This is a genomic window from Stackebrandtia albiflava (genome assembly GCF_007994225.1).
Lineage (GTDB): Bacteria > Actinomycetota > Actinomycetes > Mycobacteriales > Micromonosporaceae > Stackebrandtia > Stackebrandtia albiflava.
In genome coordinates this window covers 1,009,948-1,028,363 of the sequence record NZ_VLLL01000005.1, presented here as the reverse complement: position 1 = coordinate 1,028,363, position 18,416 = coordinate 1,009,948, and the positions used below count along the sequence as shown (strand labels likewise).

Genomic DNA, 18,416 nt, shown 5'->3' with positions numbered 1-18,416 from the left:
CATGACAGCGCCGCCCCCGCCGGGTCGGCCGAGGCGGCTGCCGAAGATTCATCGGGTGCCGTTCCGCTGCTATCCCACCGAACGCAGCAGGGCGGCGAAGTCATGACGAGACATTTCCAAGATCGGGGAACGGTCCCCCATCTTGGAATCCCGGACCTCGGGCGTTTCGCCGTTCAGGCGGGCCTCAACGCAGTTGTTCCCCTGGGCGCTGCTGCGGCGCGCTTTGCGCCACTTTCCGGTCATAGGTGCTCCTCGATTGGTGATGCGACTTCGCGGGCACGGCTGAATGCCCGACGATAATGAGACACTACGTCGGGGTCCTCGACGTACCGGCACCCGTCGATCGCGTCCATGTACGCGAATGCGGGGCCGTCGTCGTCGGGTGGTGTGAGAACCGTGAACCCCGACCCCATCGCCGGGTGCGGCTGGGTAGTCAGTAGCACCTCGATCCCTGGCAGGCTGGTGACCTCCATCAAACGTTTCGCCTGTTCCACCTGGACGGCCGACGGAGCGTGGCGCAGGTACGCCCACGTGCCGGCCCCGAGCAGCATGGTGATGCGCGGCAGCGGGCTCCGTGCGTACAGCAGCTCTTGACGCTGCAACCGGAATGCCCGGATGGCGTCGCCGATCTCTGGTGTTCGCGGTGGGTCTGCCGCCAAGAGCGCGCGTATGTAGCTGTCGGCTTGGGCGATACCCGGGACGAATTCGGGTTCGTAGATCAGCATCTCGACGGCTTCTTGCTCCGCCTCGGCATAGAGTCGGAATTCAGGGATGACGCCTGCCTTGTTGGCTTCCCACCATCCTCGCTCGTTCGATTTCACGGCGAGCGCGGTGAGGTAGGACTGTTGCTCGACGGGAGCGCCGTAGGTTTCGCACAGCGCCTTGATCTGCTGAGTACGGGATGGCTGTGAGCCCGCCTCGATGCGGGCGATGGTCTGTCGGCTGTAGCCGATTGCAGCGGCTGCTTCCGGAACGGTCATCCGGCTGGCCTCGCGAAGTCGGCGGAGCCCTCGTCCGAGGGCGCGACGCGCAAGTGTGGGCTGAGATCGAGTCATTGGCGCCGTCCGTGAAGAGCGGTTCGGGAAGGACGGTCCCTAAAGGCCGTCTCGTTTCTACTTCCAATGGTGACATGGGCCACTGACGGTCAGTGAGTGGGGCCGGCAGATCGGCGCCACACAAGAAGAGAGCCGGGCGCGGTAGAGGCGCGCCCGGCTCACAGACCATCCACTCAGCTTGGAGGCAATCATGGATGGCAGTGACAGGATACGTGGCGAAGTCGTGGGGCACCAGCGGCGCGCGCGGTGGGAACCGTTGACCACAGGGGACACCCGCACTCACCTGCCGGATTCGATCCGGGGTGAGTCCTGCCGGTTGTGTCGCACCGTGTGGCCCTGCGAGGCCGTGAGGACCCGGCGGTGGTGGGCGTGAACACGGAACTCGGACGCTTCATCCACTGTGGCGACACGTTCGCCGTGGCACCGAGCGCGGCACCGCACACCGTCCGGTTGTACTCGGTCCAGGGGGATCACCGGATCCTCGCCTGCACGGTCAGTGTCGTGGGCGACTCCGCCGCCGCGTCATGGGGCGCGGCGTGGCTCGGGCAGCCCGCCGACTGGTACACCCGGGTCGAGGCCGCCGCGGTCGCGGTGTACCGCGCCGCGTCCGCGCGACGGGAGGCCGCGTCGTGACCGCCTACACCCGTTGCCCCGACTGCGATGCCGCCCGCACGGTCACCGGAGTCCGGGCGACGGCCGACGATCCGGGCACCGAAGAGCCGCGACCGTGCCCGCACTGCGAGGGCACCGGCTGTGTCCCGTTCCAGGGCTACATCCTGACCGAACCGGAGACGGACCGATGACGAGACCACCCATCCGATTCGACGACATCGGCGGCCGGGTCTGCACGATCCACGACGCGCACGTCGAGACCCGAGGTGACGCCATGCGCATCCGGGAGGGCTGGCGACTGCTCCACACCGGTCCCCCACCGCGCATCGGGTACTGCGACGCCACCGCGAGCTGGCACGTGATCCCGGTGCCGGCCAAGGCACGTCGCGCCGGATAGCCGCCCCGTCCCGGGGCACCCGGGCCGGTCGCCGGTATCCCCCGTATCCGGCGACCGGCCACCCGATCGGCTTGGTTGGTTGAAATGCCGGCTTGGTTGGGCATACGACGGCGAAAATTCGGACATCAGGGCCTATTCGAGGCACGTCGATGGTCGTATGACCAACCAAGCCGGCACCGTGGGGCGGAGCGGGGGGTGCGCGGCCGCAGTACGGTGATCGGATGAGTCGGGAGATTGACGAGGTCGTGCGGTATGGCTTCAATCTCGACGGTGTGCGGCTCGGCGGCGAGTCCGGGCCGGTGAGGACCGGGCCGGGTTCGCCGTTCCTCGACGGAACGAGATGGCGGTTCGCAGATGACGACTAGACGTCTCGACACCACGGCCTTGACGGTGCGCCCGAACGGGCCGGACTGGGAGGAGTTCACGCGGGCCGCGATGAACGGCCGGCACGGGACCGACCTCGCCGTACGACGCATGGAACGGTATCGATTCGCCCTCCTGGCGGTCGTGCTCGTCGTCGGCGCGCCCGCCGTTCCCACCGGGCTGCTGTTGACGGAGGGGGTCACGCTTCTGAGTGTGTCGATGTCCCTCCTGTGGGTCGGGACCATCCTCGTGATGGCACTGATCTCGCTCAAGGTGCGGCGCCTCGACCACTGGGGGCCGAAGGCACGCCGACGATTCCGGCTCACCGGGTTCGCCGCCGCGAACGGGCTCACCTACGAACCGACACCGGCTGTGGTGGAGCAGCCGGCGGCGGATCTGTTCGACTCCGCCTCGCCGACGCGCCGCCATCTCGATCGGCTCACCTCGCCCGGCGGGTTCCAGGTCGCCGACTACCGGGAGGAACGCGACTGGGACGGTGCGGAGTCGTACTGGGCCGAGTCCGGATACGCCGTGTTCCGGCTCCGGGACACACTTCCGCACTACTTCGCGGCGCGGAACGCCGAGACCGGGCCGCGTGCGCTGCGCGCCCTGACGCCGGTCGACGGCCCCGGCGGGTACCGCGTCCGGTGCCGGAAGCCCGACCACCGCCCGCTCACACGGCTGATCGAGGAATCACGGATCTTGGAGCACGCGTCCGCGCTGGGCGGAACGATCCAGGTCGAGATCGTCGGCGCCCGACTGTTCCTGGTGCGTCCCGGCGGATTCTGGCCGCTCGACTCCCCCGGCTTCTGGGCGCGGATCGACACGATCGTCGAGGCGCTGTCTCCGTTCCTCCAGGCGGACGACGCACCGTCCGCCGCCGACGGCACGGCGCAGCCGGTTCCGTGACGCGCGCCGAGTACCCCGCCGGATAAGCCGTCACCGGCCGTGTGATCGGGCGAAGCCGTACCCGATCTCACCGAGACCGAGCGACAAGGAATGTGGTCGCCCGGCCTCCCGGCCGGCATCGATCGGACGGAGAACGGTTCACCTGGGGGATCGCCGCCTCGTCGCGCGTCTGCTCGTCTTCTCGGCGGCGACGACGAGCAGGACGACGACGACGAACAGCAGGGTGAGGGCGCGGGCGGTCCACAGCCAACCGTCACTGACGACCTCGTACCGCTCGGACTCCACACCCAGCACCACCAGCAGCCGCCCCAGTCCCCCACCGCGACCGGACGGCCCGTCCACCGCGAGGACCGCCGCGACGCTCATCGGCAGCACCGCCGACACGATCAGACCGATCAACGCGGCACGGAACGAGGTCCTGTCGCCCTTGCGGATCCGATTCAACGCCCCGGCCAGGAGCATCAGCGGAAACCCGATGAGCAACAGGACGAGAACCCCCAGCAGTTCACACAGGTAGGCGACCAGGAACAGCAGCAGGAACGAACCGACGGCGCCGCCGACGCCCTCGGCGACCAGGAAGTACCCGACGTCGAAACCCGTCACCGCGGTGAGGATCCAGACCATGCCGCCGACCACGGGTACCTGCGCCAGTGGGACCAGTCCGCAGACGCGCACCAGGACCGCCTGGTCCGCGTCCCGTGCGGCCTCGGCACCGGGATCCAGTTCCGCCGCCACGAGCGGGCGGGCCAGGTACAGACAGGCTCCGAGCAATCCGAGCGCGGACCACGATCCCACCGCCACGGCCCCGGCGACTCCGTTGTCGGTGGCGGCCAGCAGGTACACGCCCGTGAACAGGACGACGGTCTGCACGGCGGCACCGGCGAGCAGGACGGTGCGGCGCCGATCGGCGGGGGTACGGGCCATGCGTTCACGGTATCGCCGCAGGGCAAGCCACGGTCCGGGACGGACGGAGTTCTGATCAGGGGCGGCCGTCCGGTCGTCACTCCCCCTGCCCGGCAACGCTTCTGGGACACATCACCTCGGCGTGGGCTTCGGTACCGTGGAGAGACGCGCCGTCGGGGTGTGTCCGCCGCCGGTCGAGATGCGAGGTGTGAGACATGGGAGACGGACCATACGTTCCATACGTCCCGCCTCCACCGCCGAAGTGCGGTGCCTGCGGGATCAGGCCGATGGAGGTGTCCGACGGCGGAATCTGCCGGCAGTGCCACGACAGCGCGATGAAGCGGGTGGAACACTACCGGCGCACCGGGCAGAAGGGGCTTCACCCGCCCGAGTGGTTCCGGCGGCGGTTGCGCCGTCGTCGCGTTCGTGTCGCTCGCCGTCCCGGCGATGGCGGCGGCGGTCTTCACGATCCTGGCGTGACGGTTTCAGCGCCCCGGATCGGCGGGGCGTCACCGACACCGGTGACGTCCTCGGAGTGGCCCCCGTTCACCGTCTCCGTTCGCGTCTTCTCGGGGCGTGGCGGCCGGGTGGCGGTGAAGCGCGCCAACGGGCGGCCGTCACGCCGCCGGCCGGGCGCGGCCGGTTCCGGAACGTCCGGCTCCGTCGCAGGCGGAAGAATCGAGCCGGAATCGTCCGACGACGTCACGGTGACGCGCGGCCGCCCGTCCGCCCCGCCGCCGTGTGGCGCGGTGCCGCCGTCCGGAGTCGCCGAGTCCGGTGCGGTGTCACCGGGAGATGCGGCTCCGGCCGGCCTGGGATCCACCACCTCGGGGGCGGGAGATTCCGGCGAGAAGTCCTGAATAGACAGAGTCTCGGCCCCGCCGGCGGATGTCTCCCCCACCGGCGGCGGCTGCGCGTCGGCCGTGGCGGCCACCGGTGCGGTCGTCTCCCGGGTCGGCAGCGGCACGGCGGCGGTGAAGGTCCGAAGTGGCCTACGATCGGCCGGGCTCACCGGCCCCGCAGACGCGGGCGGCGTGGTGACGGCGATGACCGTCGTGTCCTCGGTGTCGGGCGACACGGCACCGTCCGGTGTAACGGACTCGTCGCCGGTGCCCGGCTCGCTCTCCTCCACGCCGTCCCCGGCGGGGACCGTGGTGGGCACGGCGGCCCTGCCGATCGCCCGAGTGACCGGGACGGCCGCCCTGCCGATCGCGGGCGGATACCGGCGGTCGGTCGCGGCGGGTGCCGGGCCGGAAGCCGGCTCCACCTCGTCGGGAACCGCCACGGTGGCCGGTGCCGGCTCCGCGCCGGCCGGCAACCCACCTCGCGCGCCGGACACCGACGCGGTCGCCAGGATCTCCGCCACCGACGGCGCCGGATCGGCGGCGACGAACACGTCGGGGTGATCGACCGCCGATGTGGGGGTGACCGGGCGGCCGGTCAGCCTCGCCCGGGCCACCGGACGCAGTTCCGGGCGTTCCGCCGCCTCGGCGGACGGCACGTCCAAAACGGTGCCGTCGTCGCCGGACCGGCGGCTCCCACGTGACAGGAACCGGGAGACCCTGCCCCGCCTGGGCTTCGGCGTCCCGGTCGGCGGCGGTTGTGCCTCCGGCGCCGGTGCCTCGGTGACGTCGTCCGGTTCGCGTAGCCGCCGTGACTCCAACAGTGACGGGAAGGGCGACACCACCCCTTCACCGTCCCCAGGGGACTGCGGATCACGATTCATTGGGACGGCTCGGAATCCTCGACGGTCGATCCAGGCGGCGGACGAGCACGTTATGGCCATAACGTGCTCGTCCCGTTAGTCTATCCGGCATGCGTGGACTCCGCTCGCTGCTGCTGGCGACGCTCCTCGGCACGACCGCCGCGCTCGCCGTGGCCGCCCCCGCGTCCGCCGCCGACTGCGAACCACTGACCCGGGAGTCGGAACTGGACCACGTGCCGTGGGGTCAGCGGCGACTCGCGCCCGAGCGGGTCTGGCCGTTCACCACCGGTGAGGGCGTCACGGTGGCCGTCATCGACTCCGGTGTCTCCGACTCCCACGAGGTGTTGGCGGGCAAGGTTTCCGTGGGTGAGAACCTGGTCGACGACGACCTGTCGGCCGGTTGCGACCTCGTCGGTCACGGTACGTCCATCGCGGGGATCATCGCGGGCCGGACGGCGTCGGACTCGCCGTTCACCGGGATGGCCCCGGAGGCCGACATCCTGTCGATCCGGGTCATGCCCGACCTCCGTCCGGTCAACGGCGAGGAGATCCCGGCGCGACTGGCCACCGCGATCCGGCAGGCGGTGGACGCGGGCGCCGACGTCATCAACCTGTCCATTCAGGTCAGCCATGCGAAGGTCCTGGAGAACGCGGTCGCGTACGCGGCCGACAACGACGTCGTGTTGGTCGCGGCGGCGGGCAACCGGGGCGGCGAGGACGGCGACAACCGGCCGCAGTACCCGGCGGCGTACGACGAGGACGCGCTGCTGGCGGTGACGGCCGTCGACCCGGAGGGGCGGCCCACGGAGACGTCCAACAGCGGCGACTACCTGGATCTGGCGGCACCCGGGGTCGAGATCGTGGGGCCGGGCCCCGAGGGTGACGGATACACCGGCGGCGAGGCCGCCACCGGTACGAGTTTCGCGACCGCGTTCGTGTCGGGAACGGCGGCGCTGCTGCGCGCCCGCTTCCCCGACGCGACGGCGGCACAGTTGACGGCGCGGATGATCGCCACCGCCGAACATCCGGCCGGCGCGTGGAACCCGCAGGTGGGTTTCGGGATGGTGGACCCGTACCGTGCCGTCACCACCGACCTCGGTCACGAACTCGCCCTGGAGGACGAAGCGCGACCGCCGGTACTGCGACTGCGGGCGGACACACAGGCGTGGCCGAGCCGGGTCGCTACCGGGATGCTGGTCGGCACACTGGCGTCGGTGACGGCGATCGGCGCCGGACGGGGTGTCGTCACCCGGATCCGGCGCCGGAAGGCGATTGCGGGCGGGTGAGACGGGCTCACCCGCCGACGTGCCCGGTCAGCCGAACTGGGCGGCGTTACGCATGATCGTCGACTGGGTGCCCTCGCTGGCGATCCCCACCTGACGGCCGATCTGCTGCAGGATCTCCTGCAGGCTGAAGTCCTCGGAGTTCCAGGTCTCCTGCAACTCCTGGTACGCGGTCCTGTCGGCGGCCTCCCACTCCATTCCCTGGAGCTGGACCATGAGCTGTTCCACGACCTGGATCAGCTCGGTACCGGTCTGGATGACGTTCGCCTCCAGATCGGCGAGCTGTGAAAAGTTGGCGGCGATGATGCCCGCGGGCATGACCGGCTCCTCTCCTTTGTCTGCGGTGACCCGGTTTCAGGCGATCGCGGCGGACGCCTGGTTGAACCCGGCGCTCTGGACGGTGTCGTTCTCGTCGTGTTCGACTCCGGCCGTGCCGACGTCGACACCCAGGTTGTCGAGCACCTGGTTGAGCTTGAGCGAGAAGTCCTGGTAGGCGGCGATCGAGCCCTGGCAGGCCTCGGCCGCCTGGCCCATCCACCTGGTGTCGCCCAGGTAACCGTCCAGTTTGGCGATGAGGGCGCGTGCGACGGTGGCGGTCTCGGTGATCTGCGTGGAACCTGTCGCGACACTGCCGGTGTCTACGTTGAGAAAGTCCATGTGCAGCCTTTCCGTGTGGAACGACGAATCGCACTAATCGGCCGATTCGCCTGTCATCACTTGACATTAGAGGATGCCCGCCACGATGAGAACGTCACGGGCGGCGGGAGCGGCGGCGATTGTGGACGTCTTGTGGATCACGCCGCATCCCGGGTGAACTTCGAGGGCCGCAGGGCGGTGTGGATCAATCCGGCGCCCTCCCGGCGGATGAGCGTACCGCGTCCGGGCGGCTGGATCGAGGGACGCAGCCTACCGAACAGCGGCCCCTCGTCCGGTGACCCGGACAGCATCAGCGTCGGTGTCTGCAACTCCCGCAACGCCTGCAGCGCCGGTTCGAGCAGTCCGCGTGACGCCCCGCCCATCCGGCGGGCCACGATCAGGTGCAGTCCGATGTCGCGTGCCTGCGGCAGGAGCGGTATGAGCGCGTGCACCGGGTTGGGTTTCTGCGCGGCGACGAGATCGTAGTCGTCGACGACGAAGTACACGTCCGAACCGGTCCACCAGTCGCGGGAGTACAACCGCTCGGGGGTGATGTCGGGACCCGGCAGCCGTTGACGCAGCGCCGCGGCGAACTCCGCGACCGAGGTGGCCGCGGTCGCCGAGTCGGCGGAGTAGGACACCAGCCGGTCGGCGGGTTCCACCTCCCCCAGTAGGGTCCGGCGGTAGTCCACGACGACGAACTTCGGCGGTTTCTCCGCCTCGGAACGGCACAGCTGCCCGATGAGCACCCGCAGCAGGTTCGTCTTGCCGGACTCCGAGTCGCCGAGGATCACGAAGTGCGGGTTGACCGAGAAGTCGATCCCGACCGGCGCCAGCCGCGCCTCGTCGATCCCGAAGTGGACCTCCCGGCCCGGCTCGTAGGCGGGGACGTCCGCGAACGGCAACCTCCGGGGCAGCAACTTGACGGCGGGCGCCGGCGTGGCGGTCCAGGACTCCTCGGCGCGCGTGACGAAGCCGTCCATCCCGGCGATGAGGTCGTCGACGGTGTTCCGTCCGTCGATCCGAGGCAGGGCGGTGAGGACCGCGTGGCCGCCTTCGACCAGTCCCCTGCCCGGTGAGCGGTCCGGGACGTTCTTGGCGGCCTTGCGGTCGATCTCGGAGTCGATGGCGTCGCCCAGGCGCAGTTCGACCCGGGTACCGAACAGGTCGCGAAGCGGCGGACGCATGTCGGTCCAGCGGTTCGCGCCGACGGCCAGATGCACGCCGTAGGCGAGCCCGCGTTGCGCGATGGCGAAGACCTGGTCCATCTGCGCGGTGAACTCCTCCTTGAACACCGGCCAGCCGTCGATGACGACCAGGACGTCACCGTAGGGGTCCTCGACCCGCCCCTCGGCGCGCGCCTGCCGGTACGTCGCCATGGTGTCGATGCCCTCCTCGGCGAACGTCGCCTCGCGTTCGTCGATGAGCGCGAGCACCTGGGCGAGGATCCGCCGCACGACCTCGGGCTGCTGCCGGGACCCGGTCCCGCCCACGTGCGGCAGGTTCCGCAACGCCCGCAGCGCCCCGCCGCCCAGGTCGATCCCGTAGATCTGGAACTCGGCCGGTGTGTGGGTGAGGGCGATCGACCCGGCGACGGCCCGCAACACCGTGCTCTTACCGGACTGGGGGCCGCCGACGACCGCGAAGTGACCGCCGGAGCCCGACAGGTCGATGGTGAGCAGGTCGCGTCGCTGTTCGAAGGGCCGGTCGACGTGCCCGATCGGGAACCGGAGTGTCCCGCCGGGCCAGTCGGGGGCGTGCAGGCCCCGTTCCGGCGTGACCTCCAGGCGAGGGAACAACCCGTCGAGGGAGGGGGCCGGCCCCAGTGGGGGAAGCCAGACCCGGTGGGCGGGCGGTCCCTTGCCCTCGACCCGGTCGACGAGCACCGCCATCAGCGTCTCACTCGACTGTGGCTCCTCCTGGTCCGGTCCGGCCGGGACCGGGACCGGGGCCTCGACCTCCAGCGGCCGGTGCGTGGAGTCGAAGGAGACCACCCGGTCCGGTGCCGAACCGGTCCCGGGCGTGCCGCGCTGCCGCCGGACCCGGCGGTAGGGCCCGGACACGTAGGCGGCCCGGAACCGCAACATGGTGTCCTGGTCGATCTTGAGGTAGCCGTGCCCGGGTGCCTGCGGCAGTTCGTAGGCGTCGGGGACCCCCAACACCGTCCGCGACTCGATCGCGGAGAACGTGCGCAGACCGATCCGGTACGACAGGTGGGTGTCCAGTCCCCGGAGCCTGCCCTCCTCCAGGCGTTGCGAGGCCAACAGCAGGTGAACGCCCAGCGAGCGACCGACCCGTCCGATCTGGACGAAGAGGTTGATGAACTCCGGCCGGGCCGTGAGCAGTTCGGAGAACTCGTCACAGATCACCAGCAGGCTCGGCAACGGTGCCAGGGCCGCCCCGGCGCGGCGTTCCCGCTCGTAGTCGCGTTGCGAGACGTAGTTCCCGGCGTCCCTCAGCAACTCCTGCCGCCGCACGATCTCACCGTTGATGGCGTCCGCCATCCGGTCCACCAACGCCAGTTCGTCCTCCAGGTTGGTGATGACGGCGCTGGTGTGCGGGAGCCGGTCCAGTGTGGCGAAGGTGGCGCCGCCCTTGAAGTCCACCAGGACGAAGTTCAACTCCTCCGAGGAGTGCGTGATCGCCAACGCCGACACGATGGTGCGCAACAGTTCGGACTTGCCCGAACCGGTGGCGCCGATGATGAGGCCGTGCGGCCCCATCCCGCCCTGCGCCGCCTCCTTGAAGTCCAGGGTCACCTTGCCGCCGTTCGGATCCAGGCCCAGCGGAATGACCAGGCGTTCCGCGGCGGGCTGGTGCGGGCGCCAGGTGCGTCGCGGCTCCCAGCCGCCGATGTCGCGCACACCCAACAGGTCGGGGAGGTCCATCGAGACCGCCAGCGGCTCGGCGGTGGCGGTCGCGGTGGCCAACCGGAACCGGGAGATCTGCCGGGCCAGCGCCTCGGCGGCGTTGAGGCTCATCCTGTCGGGTGTCCCCATCGGAGTGCGTCCCTCGCCGTACGTCATCGTCACCGAGTCGGCGGTCACCTCCATACCGACCAGCCACTCGGGCATCCTGCGGGGGAAACGGGAACCGAACTCTATGACGGTGGTGCCCGACAGGCCCGGCCCGGTCAGCCGGCCCGCCGGGTCGATCTCGCCGCCGTCCTGGATGAGGACGACGTGCCGGCCCTCGTGCACCGGCGACACCTGGGCGGTTCCCCGGCTGCGCCCCGCCAACGTGTCGTCGAGCAACGTCTCCAGCTCCGTGAGCGAACCGGCGATGAGACGTCGCGGCCCGGCGGCGTCCATGGCGTCCTCGTGCTGGTTGTGGGGCAGCCACTTCACCCACTCCCAGTCCTTGCGTCGACCGGGGTCGGCCACCACTGCCAGGCACAGGTCCTCGGGGGCGTGGAAGGTGACCAACTGCGCCAGCATCGCCCGCACCGACGCCCGGGCCGCCGCGTCGTCACCGTGGACACGGACCCGCCGGAAACCGCGCAACTGGATCGCCATCGGCAGGTTCCGCACCGTCGACTGTGCCTTGACGAAGCGCCGCAACGCCATGGCGCTCATGGGTTCCAGGTCCTCGACCGGTTTGGTCTCCTCGGTCTTGAGGGAGACCGCGAGGCGCTGCCTGCCCACCGCCACCCGGACCTCACAGAAGTCCTCGTCGGTGATACGCCGCTCCCACAGCCGGGGTGAGGCGGCGATGTTCCACAACGCGCCCGGACGCGGATGGCTCCACAGCATGGCGGCGCGCTGCTGGACGGCCGCGCGACGGACCCTGCGTCGCGCCTGGGTCAGGTAACGCATGTAGTCGCGGCGGTCGTTGGTCATCTGGTGCCGGTCACCGCCCCGACCCCCGCCCAGGAACGACGTCGCGACCATCGCCAGCATCGCCACCACGAAGAGCCCACCGATCACCAGCATGGGACCGCCGAACCCGCGCCGGGTGGTGTACATCAGCGCCATGGCGCCGAACAGCAGGAACATCGGGAGCATCTGGAGGACCTGCGTCATGCTGCGCTGCGCTGGCTGCGGCAGCTCCGGGGGTGCCTTCAGTTCGAGTTCCCCGGCGGGCAGCGCCGGTCCCCACTTCCTTGGCCGGCGCCGGAAGTGCACGGTGCCCATGTTGCGCTCCCATCGATCGGTTGCCATATTAGAGGCTGTCTTCGGGCCTCGTTCGTCGCGAGCGGCGATCCGGTCGAGTGCCTTCGCAAGGCGGAGAAGGCGATGCTCCGGGAAGGTCCGTGCGTACCGGTGTGGTACGCACCGCTTCTCAGTAGCACGGCCTTCGACGACGTCGCGAGGCGCCGACCGGGCGCCGCGCGGCAGAACAGCGGGTGCGGAGACAGCCTCTGAGAGACCGCCGACCGACCACAGGGGACGCCGCATCCTCCGTCCTCGACCCTCGGTGTCGCCGCACCGACCTCTCCGCCGGGAGCCAGCACTTCATGACCTTCGTCGTCAACCCGCTCTGCCGGGTCACCATCGTCTCGCCGCACACCAGGATGGACGTGGCGCTTCCCGCGCACATACCGCTGGTGGAGTTGCAGGCCGAACTGCTGGCGCAGTCGGCCGCGTCCCCCGACGGTGAGGGCTTCGTCGAGGAGGGCGTGGAGGTCGGCGGCTGGACCCTGGCCAGGCTCGGCGAACCACCGATGGACCCCGACCTGTCGTGCGCGCAGCTCGGCATCGCCGACGGAGAGGAACTGTACTTCCGGCCCGCCCCCGACACCGCCCCCGCGGCCGTGTTCGACGACGTCGTCGACGCGGTCGCCACGGCGGCCGTCGACCGGGCCGGGGCGTGGCGTTCCACCGACACCCGCCGCGTCGGCCTCGTCGCCGGATCCCTGGCGATCGTGGCGGCGCTGGTGACGGCCGCCGGCGTGCCCGGCCCGGGAACGACCGCAGTGGTCGTCGTGTGCGGGCTGGTGGGCCTGGCCGGGGCGTGGGCGCTGGAACGCGCGTTCGGCATGTCGGGGCCGGCGGTGTTGACCGGTTCGCTGGGCGTCCTCGCCGGTTTCCTCGGCGGCACCCTGGTCGTCGCCGAAGGCAGATTCCTCACCGAGTACGGTGCCGCGCAGTGGTTGGCGGGCGGCTGCGCGGCGATCGTCTTCTCGGTGATCGCGACGTTGACGGTGAACCGGCCGACGCCGCCGTTCCTGGCCTCCCTGACCGCCGGGATCGGCCTGGCGCTCGGCGCGGCCCTGTGCCTGTGGTTCGACGTGCCGGCGGCCGCGTCGGCCGCCGTGATCACCGGTGTGGCGCTGCTGGCGATCCCCGCGTTGCCGATGCTCTCGTACCGGTTGGCGAAGCTGCCGCTGCCGGACGTGCCGACCAATCCCGAGGAGCTTCGCGGCGAGATCGACTTCGCCGACGACGAGGGCGACCGGCTGCTGGCGCGCAGCGACTTCTCCGACGCCTACCTCGCCGGGCTGCTCGCCGGTTGCGCGGCGGTCATGACCGTCGCGGTGATGGTCCTGGCCGCGACCCCGACGGTACCGGCGACGGTGTTGGCGGCGGTCGTGTCGATGCTGATGCTCGTCAAGTCCCGCGACTTCCACACGGTGCGGATGCGGGTGCCGGTCCTCGTCGTGGGCTTCGCCGGTCCCGCGACCCTGGCGGCGGTCGGCGCCGCGGCCCTGCCGCCCACGCAGCGGCTGTTCATCGTGGCGGGCGCGCTGGCCGCCGGGGCGGTCGTCCTGTTCATCCACGCGTTGGGTGTGGCGGGACGCCGGATCCCGCCGTTGTGGGGCCGGATCGGGGACGTCCTCCACATCGTCCTGGCGGTGGCGGTCATCCCGTTGACGTTGTGGGTGTGGGACCTGTACTGGTGGATCCGGACGATCTTAGCGGCCGTCTCCGAACCTGCCGTTCCGCTGCGCGTCACCCGGTCGGCGCCTCGCGGCGTCGTCGGCTGAGAGGCGGGGCGCGCCACACGGTACGCACGGATCTTCCAGAGCGTCTCCTCCGCCGCCTCGCGAACGCACGCTCAGAGGCCGCCTTCGATCCTCGTTCGTGGCGAGCGGTGTCCGGTCCGTTCCGGGGTGCCGTGACGCGGCGGCACCCCGGCCGAGTCGGTCAGGCGGTGCCCCGGAACACCGGCGGCGCGGCCTCGTCGGAACCGAACGGGTCGTCGTCCTCGGTCAGCCAGGTGCGGGAACCGTCACCGGCCTGGTCGTCGCGTGCCATCCCGGCGCCCATCGGCATCATCCCCATGCCCATGGGGCGTGCCGCCATTCCGGCGGCGCCCGCGGCGGCGCCCGGAATCGACGCGCCGCCGGCGGCGGTCATCGAACCGGCACCCCACCCGGCGCCCGCCGGTCCCATTCCGGATCCGGCAGCTCCCAGGCCACCGAAGGATCCCCCGGCACCGGCGAGGCCGCCACCGGGCTGGGACGGGTCGTACTCGCCGCCGAAGTCCTCACCCAGGCCCGGCAGGTCCGGGCCGCCGTAGGAGCCTCCCGAACCGAGACCCTGCGACAGGTCCGGCATCGGCGGAATTTGCGGGAACTTGAACTGCTCGGAGCCCTCCTCACCGGGCGGCGGGTCGTCCGGGGCGACCGACTCGACGGCCAGTGCGGCGGCGGCGGCCTGGTCGTGTCCGTTGGCGCGCGCGACGATTCCGGCGATCTCCATGGTCAACGCCGTGGCGGCGGCCTGCATGGCGGCGGCGACCGGCGGCAGGGTCAACGGCGGGATCAACGGAATGACGATCCCGGCCTCGTCGACCATGCCGGGAATGGCGGTGGCACGGGCGATCGCCGACAACAGGACCGCCTGCTCCACCGCCAACTGCTCTCCCAGTCGGCTGAGGATCTGCGCGGCGGTGCCGAAGGAGTCGCCGGCGGAGGTCACGGGCAGGCTGTCGGTCTCCAACGCCGTCGACGCGGCAAGGGAGTCGTCGCCCTCCCAGACGCCGGAGAGGCCCGCCGCCTGCGACCGGACCCTGGCACCCGCGTTGACGAGTCCCTCCTGTGTGGAGGTCGATCCGGCGGCGGCCTCGAATATCAGGCCGACGTTCATGTTCTTGAGGTCGGAGTACAACACGTGGGGTGCCCGCCTTTTCTACTCGAAGGCGCGATCGAACGGCCGACCGTTGTCGCCGTCGTTCGCCAGGTGGCTGTGGTCGGAGTTGACGACGGAGACACCCGCGTCGCTGATCCGGCGTTGCGGCCCGGCGACCCGGTCGGCCATCCGGTCACGGAACCAGGCGAACGCCGCCGAGGTCGCCAGTCCCGGGATCTCGATACCGAGTTCGCGCGCCGACGTCACGGTCGCGGCTATCTCGTCTCCGGTACTGGTGATGTGGTTGCCGTGCCCGGCGAGGTCGTCGGGGGTCACATGGGATTCGGCCATCGGTGCCATGTGGGCTCTCCATCCGTTGTCTGTGCGGGATAATCGGTTGCGGGCTCGGCTTCCCCCACCGGTGGGCGCCGAGGCGTAGGTGGCTGCGGCGTGCTCACCGTCGTGACGCCACACGTGTACGCCGCACTCGGCGGCGGCACGGACCAGCTCGTCGGCGGGCGACTCGTTCAAACCGGCGTCGTACGCCACCCGCAGCATCGTCTGGAGCCGTACCCCGGAGGCGGCCGGTCCGTGGTTCCGAAGCGGCCGGAACACCACCGAGACGGCGGAGAACGATGTGGACAACATCGCCATCGACATCCACAGGCGACGGAGCCGGTCGACGTCGGTGATCCGGCCCTCCACACCGAAGACGACGTGCGCGAGTGCCCCGACCCGCCAGGCCCGGCGTTCCTCGAAGGCCCGCCGGTGCAGTGCCGCCGACACCGTCTCCCCCGACACCGAGTGCGCCAACGCCAACCGGAGGCTGTCGGAGGGCAACACGCGGTGGTCCACTCCGTTGTCGGTGAGGTACCGGGTCAGTCGCCGGGTCGACGCCACCACGGCACGCCTGGCACCTTCGGAGCCGCCGCCGCGCGCGGCCGCGACCGACGCGGCGTCCCGGCCGTCCAGCCTCACCGCCAGCCACGTCATGTGGTGCGACACGACCGGGTCGTCGCCCAGCAGTTCGGCGTAGGACCGGGCGCAGGCGGCGTCGGCGTCGACCTCGGCACTGGGGGCGGGAACCATGTGGGTCACGACCTGGATCGTGGCGGGGCCGCGGTCGGCACCCAGCAGAGCCGACGACAGTGCCCGCAACATGCCCGATTCGAGCCCGACCGGGGCGGTGGCGTCGGAGTGGTCGAGGGCGACGACCGTGAACCAACCCGCACCGTCGAAGGCGACGCCGTACCGGGTGCCGCGTTCGGTGACGTCCCGCATGTCCAGTCCGGGCGCCAGTCCCGCCAGGACGTTCCCGGCGACGTCTATCTCCTGTGCGCCCCTGCGGAACCGGGCGGTACGCAACCGGAGCGCCACACGCCGGCCGATGCCCCGGAAACCGGACAGCAGGATCACGGCGGCCACCAGCACCCCCACCCCGGTGAGCACGTACGGGTACGGGTCCGGCAGATGCCAGGACAGCAGTGCGCCGGCGGCGGCGAACTCCACGGCGACGAGCCGTCCCAGGCCGACGTCGCCGACACCGGGCCGGTCCCGGTGAACGGGAAGTCCCACCACTGCCATCCGACCTCCGCGACCGCGACGCACCCGATCCCAGGTCCGGGCGGCCGGGATCCGAGAGTGCTGAATGTGTGGAAGTGGCATCACGATATCAGTTGCCGACCAATGAGGAAATCCCCGCGATCTGCGGGCTCCGCCTGTTGCGGCACACGGCTTCCCGTTCTCGCCCGGCGCGGGTATGGTGCTGTCGGTCGGCGGTCTACTCCTCCCACCGCCGTGTCGGACAGCCAGGCAGGGGCAGGCCCGTATGCGCACCAGACGCGAGCAGTTCCAGGCGTACCACTTCGTCACCCGCCGGATCGTCTCGGCGATGACCTCCGGCAGGCCCGACAACCTGGAACTGCCGTTGCGGCGCACCACCATGTCGGTCCTGGGCGGGCTGGCGCTGGCGGTGTTGATCTTCGTCGGGTTCTGGGTGGTGGGTCTGATCTTCCCGGCGGGGAACCAGTTGTGGAAGCAGGAGGGTTCCATCGTCATCGACGACGAGAGCGGCGCGGTCTACGTGTACATCGACGCCACCCTGTTCCCGGTGACCAATCTGGCCTCCGCGAAGCTCATGTTCGACAGCCCCGACGTGCCGGTGCACATGGTGAGCCCGGCCGACCTGGCGGGAGAACCCCGTGGCTGGGAGATCGGCATCCGGGGTGGTCCGGAGTCGCTGCCGCCGCCCGACGCCCTGGTGAGCCTGCCGTGGCAGGTGTGCACGGCACCCGAGCCGGACAATCCGATGCGGCAGACCAGCCACGTCCTGCTCGACGCACCCGCGACCGGCGAATCCCTCGGGGACGGCGGTCTGGTCGTCGCCGACGAGGCGGACGAGCGGTTCCTCGTCCTGGCCGACCGCAAACACGAGGTGTCGGACGACGCGACACTGCTGGCGCTGGGAATCGACCCCGACGCGGTGACCCGGGTCGATTCGATCTTCCTCGACGCCGTCGTGATGGGGCCCGCCCTGGAAGCCCCCGACATCGACGACCGTGGGGACTCCGCCGACGCGCTGTCCGACCACGACGCCGAGTACGGGGACCTGTTCACCGCCGGCGGACGGGACTACGTGCTAACCGTCGACGGTCTCGCGCCGATCGGCGCGACGTCGAAGGCGCTGCTGAGCGACGGCGAGCCGGTGACCCCGACGTCGCTGACGGCCACCGAGGTCGACGAGGTCGGGACGACGACGGTGGAACCGGAGGGCTTCCCGCAGGACGTTCCCCGCCAGGTCACCGCTCCCGACGGCGCGGCGGTGTGCACGGTCTTCGAGGACGAGGAGATCACCGTCTCGTGGTACCCGGAGGCGCCCGCCGAGATCGGTTCTCCCGCGAGCTTCGCCCCGCGAGACGGCCTGGACGTCGTGGACACCGCCGAGCACGTCTGGGTCCCCGGTGGCGGCGGCGCACTGATCCGGTCACAGGCGACACCCGGCGCCGTGGACGGGACGCTCTACCTCATCACCGATCTGGGAGTGAAGTACGCCCTCGCCGGCGACGCCGCCACACTGCTGGGCTACCGGGACGTGACGCCGCTGCCGGTGCCCGCCACGTTCGTCGCGTTGATCCCCACCGGGCCGGCACTGGACCCCGAGCGCGCGCGTACCCAGGTGCCGTGAGCCTTCCCACGCCGTGCCGTTCCGGTTAGTCTGAACGGACGAGGTTACCCGCCGGCCGGAAAGGACAGACGCCGTGAGTTTCTTCATCTCGCCGACCGACGTCACCGCCAAGGGAGACGAGGTGACCACGTTGGGCGAGTCGATCGGCAACGAGGTCCGCAGCAACCTGGCGGGGCTCGACGCGACCACACCCGGCCTCCGCACACCCGGCGAGTTCGCGAAGCTGGCGACGGTGTGGACGGAGTTCGCCATCACCCTGTCGACGGAGATCGCCGCCGACGGTGAGGCCATCCGCAACTGCGGCACCAACCACGGCACCAACGACGAGAACCAGGCCGGCTGCTTCCCCCGCTGAA

Annotated in this window: 18 protein-coding genes; 9 read left to right on the top strand and 9 right to left on the bottom strand. The window is 70.6% G+C overall.

Annotation, left to right across the window (positions count from 1 at the left end):
• Nucleotides 1-69: 69 nt before the first annotated feature.
• Nucleotides 70-243: a DUF397 domain-containing protein gene (locus LX16_RS05505; protein ID WP_147134052.1), complete on the bottom strand. Its 174-nt coding sequence runs from the start codon at nt 241-243 to the stop codon at nt 70-72.
• Nucleotides 240-1,055, bottom strand: a complete 816-nt coding sequence (locus tag LX16_RS05500) for a helix-turn-helix domain-containing protein (protein WP_147134049.1) — start codon at nt 1,053-1,055, stop codon at nt 240-242. Before LX16_RS05500 ends, LX16_RS05505 begins: the two co-directional genes overlap by 4 nt.
• Before the next feature lie 369 nt (nt 1,056-1,424).
• On the opposite strand from LX16_RS05500, the gene LX16_RS05495 reads away from it, so the two are divergent.
• From LX16_RS05495 to LX16_RS05485, 5 genes are all read left to right on the top strand, one after another.
• Nucleotides 1,425-1,688 (top strand): hypothetical protein, encoded by a 264-nt coding sequence (locus LX16_RS05495; RefSeq protein ID WP_147134046.1) that lies wholly within the window; start codon nt 1,425-1,427, stop codon nt 1,686-1,688.
• Nucleotides 1,685-1,858 carry a hypothetical protein gene (locus LX16_RS26490; protein ID WP_158645493.1) on the top strand — a complete coding sequence of 58 codons (174 nt, stop codon included), beginning with the start codon at nt 1,685-1,687 and terminating at the stop codon, nt 1,856-1,858. Before LX16_RS05495 ends, LX16_RS26490 begins: the two co-directional genes overlap by 4 nt.
• Nucleotides 1,855-2,064 (top strand): hypothetical protein, encoded by a 210-nt coding sequence (locus LX16_RS05490; protein ID WP_147134043.1) that lies wholly within the window; start codon nt 1,855-1,857, stop codon nt 2,062-2,064. Before LX16_RS26490 ends, LX16_RS05490 begins: the two co-directional genes overlap by 4 nt.
• A 221-nt stretch (nt 2,065-2,285) precedes the next feature.
• Complete coding sequence (locus LX16_RS26485) at nt 2,286-2,429, top strand: hypothetical protein (protein WP_158645492.1); 144 nt, start codon at nt 2,286-2,288, stop codon at nt 2,427-2,429.
• On the top strand, nt 2,419-3,336 hold the full coding sequence (locus tag LX16_RS05485; protein ID WP_147134040.1) for a hypothetical protein: 918 nt from the start codon (nt 2,419-2,421) through the stop codon (nt 3,334-3,336). Before LX16_RS26485 ends, LX16_RS05485 begins: the two co-directional genes overlap by 11 nt.
• A gap of 138 nt (nt 3,337-3,474) precedes the next feature.
• Here LX16_RS05485 and LX16_RS05480 read toward each other — a convergent pair whose 3' ends face one another.
• Complete coding sequence (locus LX16_RS05480; RefSeq protein WP_147134037.1) at nt 3,475-4,260, bottom strand: hypothetical protein; 786 nt, start codon at nt 4,258-4,260, stop codon at nt 3,475-3,477.
• A 442-nt stretch (nt 4,261-4,702) separates the two neighbouring features.
• Nucleotides 4,703-5,926: a hypothetical protein gene (locus tag LX16_RS05475; RefSeq protein ID WP_158645491.1), complete on the bottom strand. Its 1,224-nt coding sequence runs from the start codon at nt 5,924-5,926 to the stop codon at nt 4,703-4,705.
• Nucleotides 5,927-6,054: 128 nt separating this feature from the next.
• Here LX16_RS05475 and mycP point away from each other — a divergent pair, with 128 nt between their 5' ends.
• A complete protein-coding gene (gene mycP, locus LX16_RS05470) occupies nt 6,055-7,230 on the top strand; it encodes a type VII secretion-associated serine protease mycosin (protein ID WP_147134031.1) in 1,176 nt (391 codons plus the stop codon).
• Nucleotides 7,231-7,257: 27 nt separating this feature from the next.
• Here the strand turns inward: mycP and LX16_RS05465 are convergent, their stop codons facing one another.
• From LX16_RS05465 to eccCa, 3 genes are all read right to left on the bottom strand, one after another.
• Nucleotides 7,258-7,545 (bottom strand): WXG100 family type VII secretion target, encoded by a 288-nt coding sequence (locus LX16_RS05465; protein ID WP_147134028.1) that lies wholly within the window; start codon nt 7,543-7,545, stop codon nt 7,258-7,260.
• Between the two features lie 36 nt (nt 7,546-7,581).
• Nucleotides 7,582-7,884, bottom strand: a complete 303-nt coding sequence (locus tag LX16_RS05460) for a WXG100 family type VII secretion target (RefSeq protein WP_147134025.1) — start codon at nt 7,882-7,884, stop codon at nt 7,582-7,584.
• Between the two features lie 137 nt (nt 7,885-8,021).
• Nucleotides 8,022-11,996: a type VII secretion protein EccCa gene (gene eccCa / locus LX16_RS05455; RefSeq protein ID WP_147134022.1), complete on the bottom strand. Its 3,975-nt coding sequence runs from the start codon at nt 11,994-11,996 to the stop codon at nt 8,022-8,024.
• Nucleotides 11,997-12,319: 323 nt separating this feature from the next.
• Here eccCa and eccD point away from each other — a divergent pair, with 323 nt between their 5' ends.
• On the top strand, nt 12,320-13,789 hold the full coding sequence (gene eccD, locus LX16_RS05450; protein WP_147134019.1) for a type VII secretion integral membrane protein EccD: 1,470 nt from the start codon (nt 12,320-12,322) through the stop codon (nt 13,787-13,789).
• Between the two features lie 160 nt (nt 13,790-13,949).
• Here the strand turns inward: eccD and LX16_RS05445 are convergent, their stop codons facing one another.
• Together LX16_RS05445 and LX16_RS05440 are read right to left on the bottom strand one after the other, a co-directional pair.
• Nucleotides 13,950-14,918, bottom strand: a complete 969-nt coding sequence (locus LX16_RS05445; protein ID WP_147134016.1) for a hypothetical protein — start codon at nt 14,916-14,918, stop codon at nt 13,950-13,952.
• 18 nt (nt 14,919-14,936) lie between these two features.
• A complete protein-coding gene (locus tag LX16_RS05440; RefSeq protein ID WP_147134014.1) occupies nt 14,937-16,460 on the bottom strand; it encodes a type VII secretion protein EccE in 1,524 nt (507 codons plus the stop codon).
• A gap of 244 nt (nt 16,461-16,704) precedes the next feature.
• Here LX16_RS05440 and eccB point away from each other — a divergent pair, with 244 nt between their 5' ends.
• Together eccB and LX16_RS05430 are read left to right on the top strand one after the other, a co-directional pair.
• Entirely contained in the window at nt 16,705-18,060 is a 1,356-nt protein-coding gene (gene eccB / locus LX16_RS05435; protein ID WP_158645490.1) for a type VII secretion protein EccB, read from the top strand.
• Between the two features lie 73 nt (nt 18,061-18,133).
• Complete coding sequence (locus LX16_RS05430; protein ID WP_147134007.1) at nt 18,134-18,415, top strand: hypothetical protein; 282 nt, start codon at nt 18,134-18,136, stop codon at nt 18,413-18,415.
• The last annotated feature ends 1 nt before the right edge of the window (nt 18,416 follow it).

Bases quoted from the DNA above. Each gene is read 5' to 3' on its own strand.
- LX16_RS05505 (WP_147134052.1), bottom strand. From the start codon at position 243: ATGACCGGAAAGTGGCGCAAAGCGCGCCGCAGCAGCGCCCAGGGGAAC.
- LX16_RS05500 (WP_147134049.1), bottom strand. From the start codon at position 1,055: ATGACTCGATCTCAGCCCACACTTGCGCGTCGCGCCCTCGGACGAGGG.
- LX16_RS05490 (WP_147134043.1), top strand. From the start codon at position 1,855: ATGACGAGACCACCCATCCGATTCGACGACATCGGCGGCCGGGTCTGC.
- LX16_RS26485 (WP_158645492.1), top strand. From the start codon at position 2,286: ATGAGTCGGGAGATTGACGAGGTCGTGCGGTATGGCTTCAATCTCGAC.
- LX16_RS05485 (WP_147134040.1), top strand. From the start codon at position 2,419: ATGACGACTAGACGTCTCGACACCACGGCCTTGACGGTGCGCCCGAAC.
- LX16_RS05480 (WP_147134037.1), bottom strand. From the start codon at position 4,260: ATGGCCCGTACCCCCGCCGATCGGCGCCGCACCGTCCTGCTCGCCGGT.
- mycP (WP_147134031.1), top strand. From the start codon at position 6,055: ATGCGTGGACTCCGCTCGCTGCTGCTGGCGACGCTCCTCGGCACGACC.
- LX16_RS05465 (WP_147134028.1), bottom strand. From the start codon at position 7,545: ATGCCCGCGGGCATCATCGCCGCCAACTTTTCACAGCTCGCCGATCTG.
- LX16_RS05460 (WP_147134025.1), bottom strand. From the start codon at position 7,884: ATGGACTTTCTCAACGTAGACACCGGCAGTGTCGCGACAGGTTCCACG.
- eccCa (WP_147134022.1), bottom strand. From the start codon at position 11,996: ATGGGCACCGTGCACTTCCGGCGCCGGCCAAGGAAGTGGGGACCGGCG.
- eccD (WP_147134019.1), top strand. From the start codon at position 12,320: ATGACCTTCGTCGTCAACCCGCTCTGCCGGGTCACCATCGTCTCGCCG.
- LX16_RS05440 (WP_147134014.1), bottom strand. From the start codon at position 16,460: ATGGCAGTGGTGGGACTTCCCGTTCACCGGGACCGGCCCGGTGTCGGC.
- eccB (WP_158645490.1), top strand. From the start codon at position 16,705: ATGCGCACCAGACGCGAGCAGTTCCAGGCGTACCACTTCGTCACCCGC.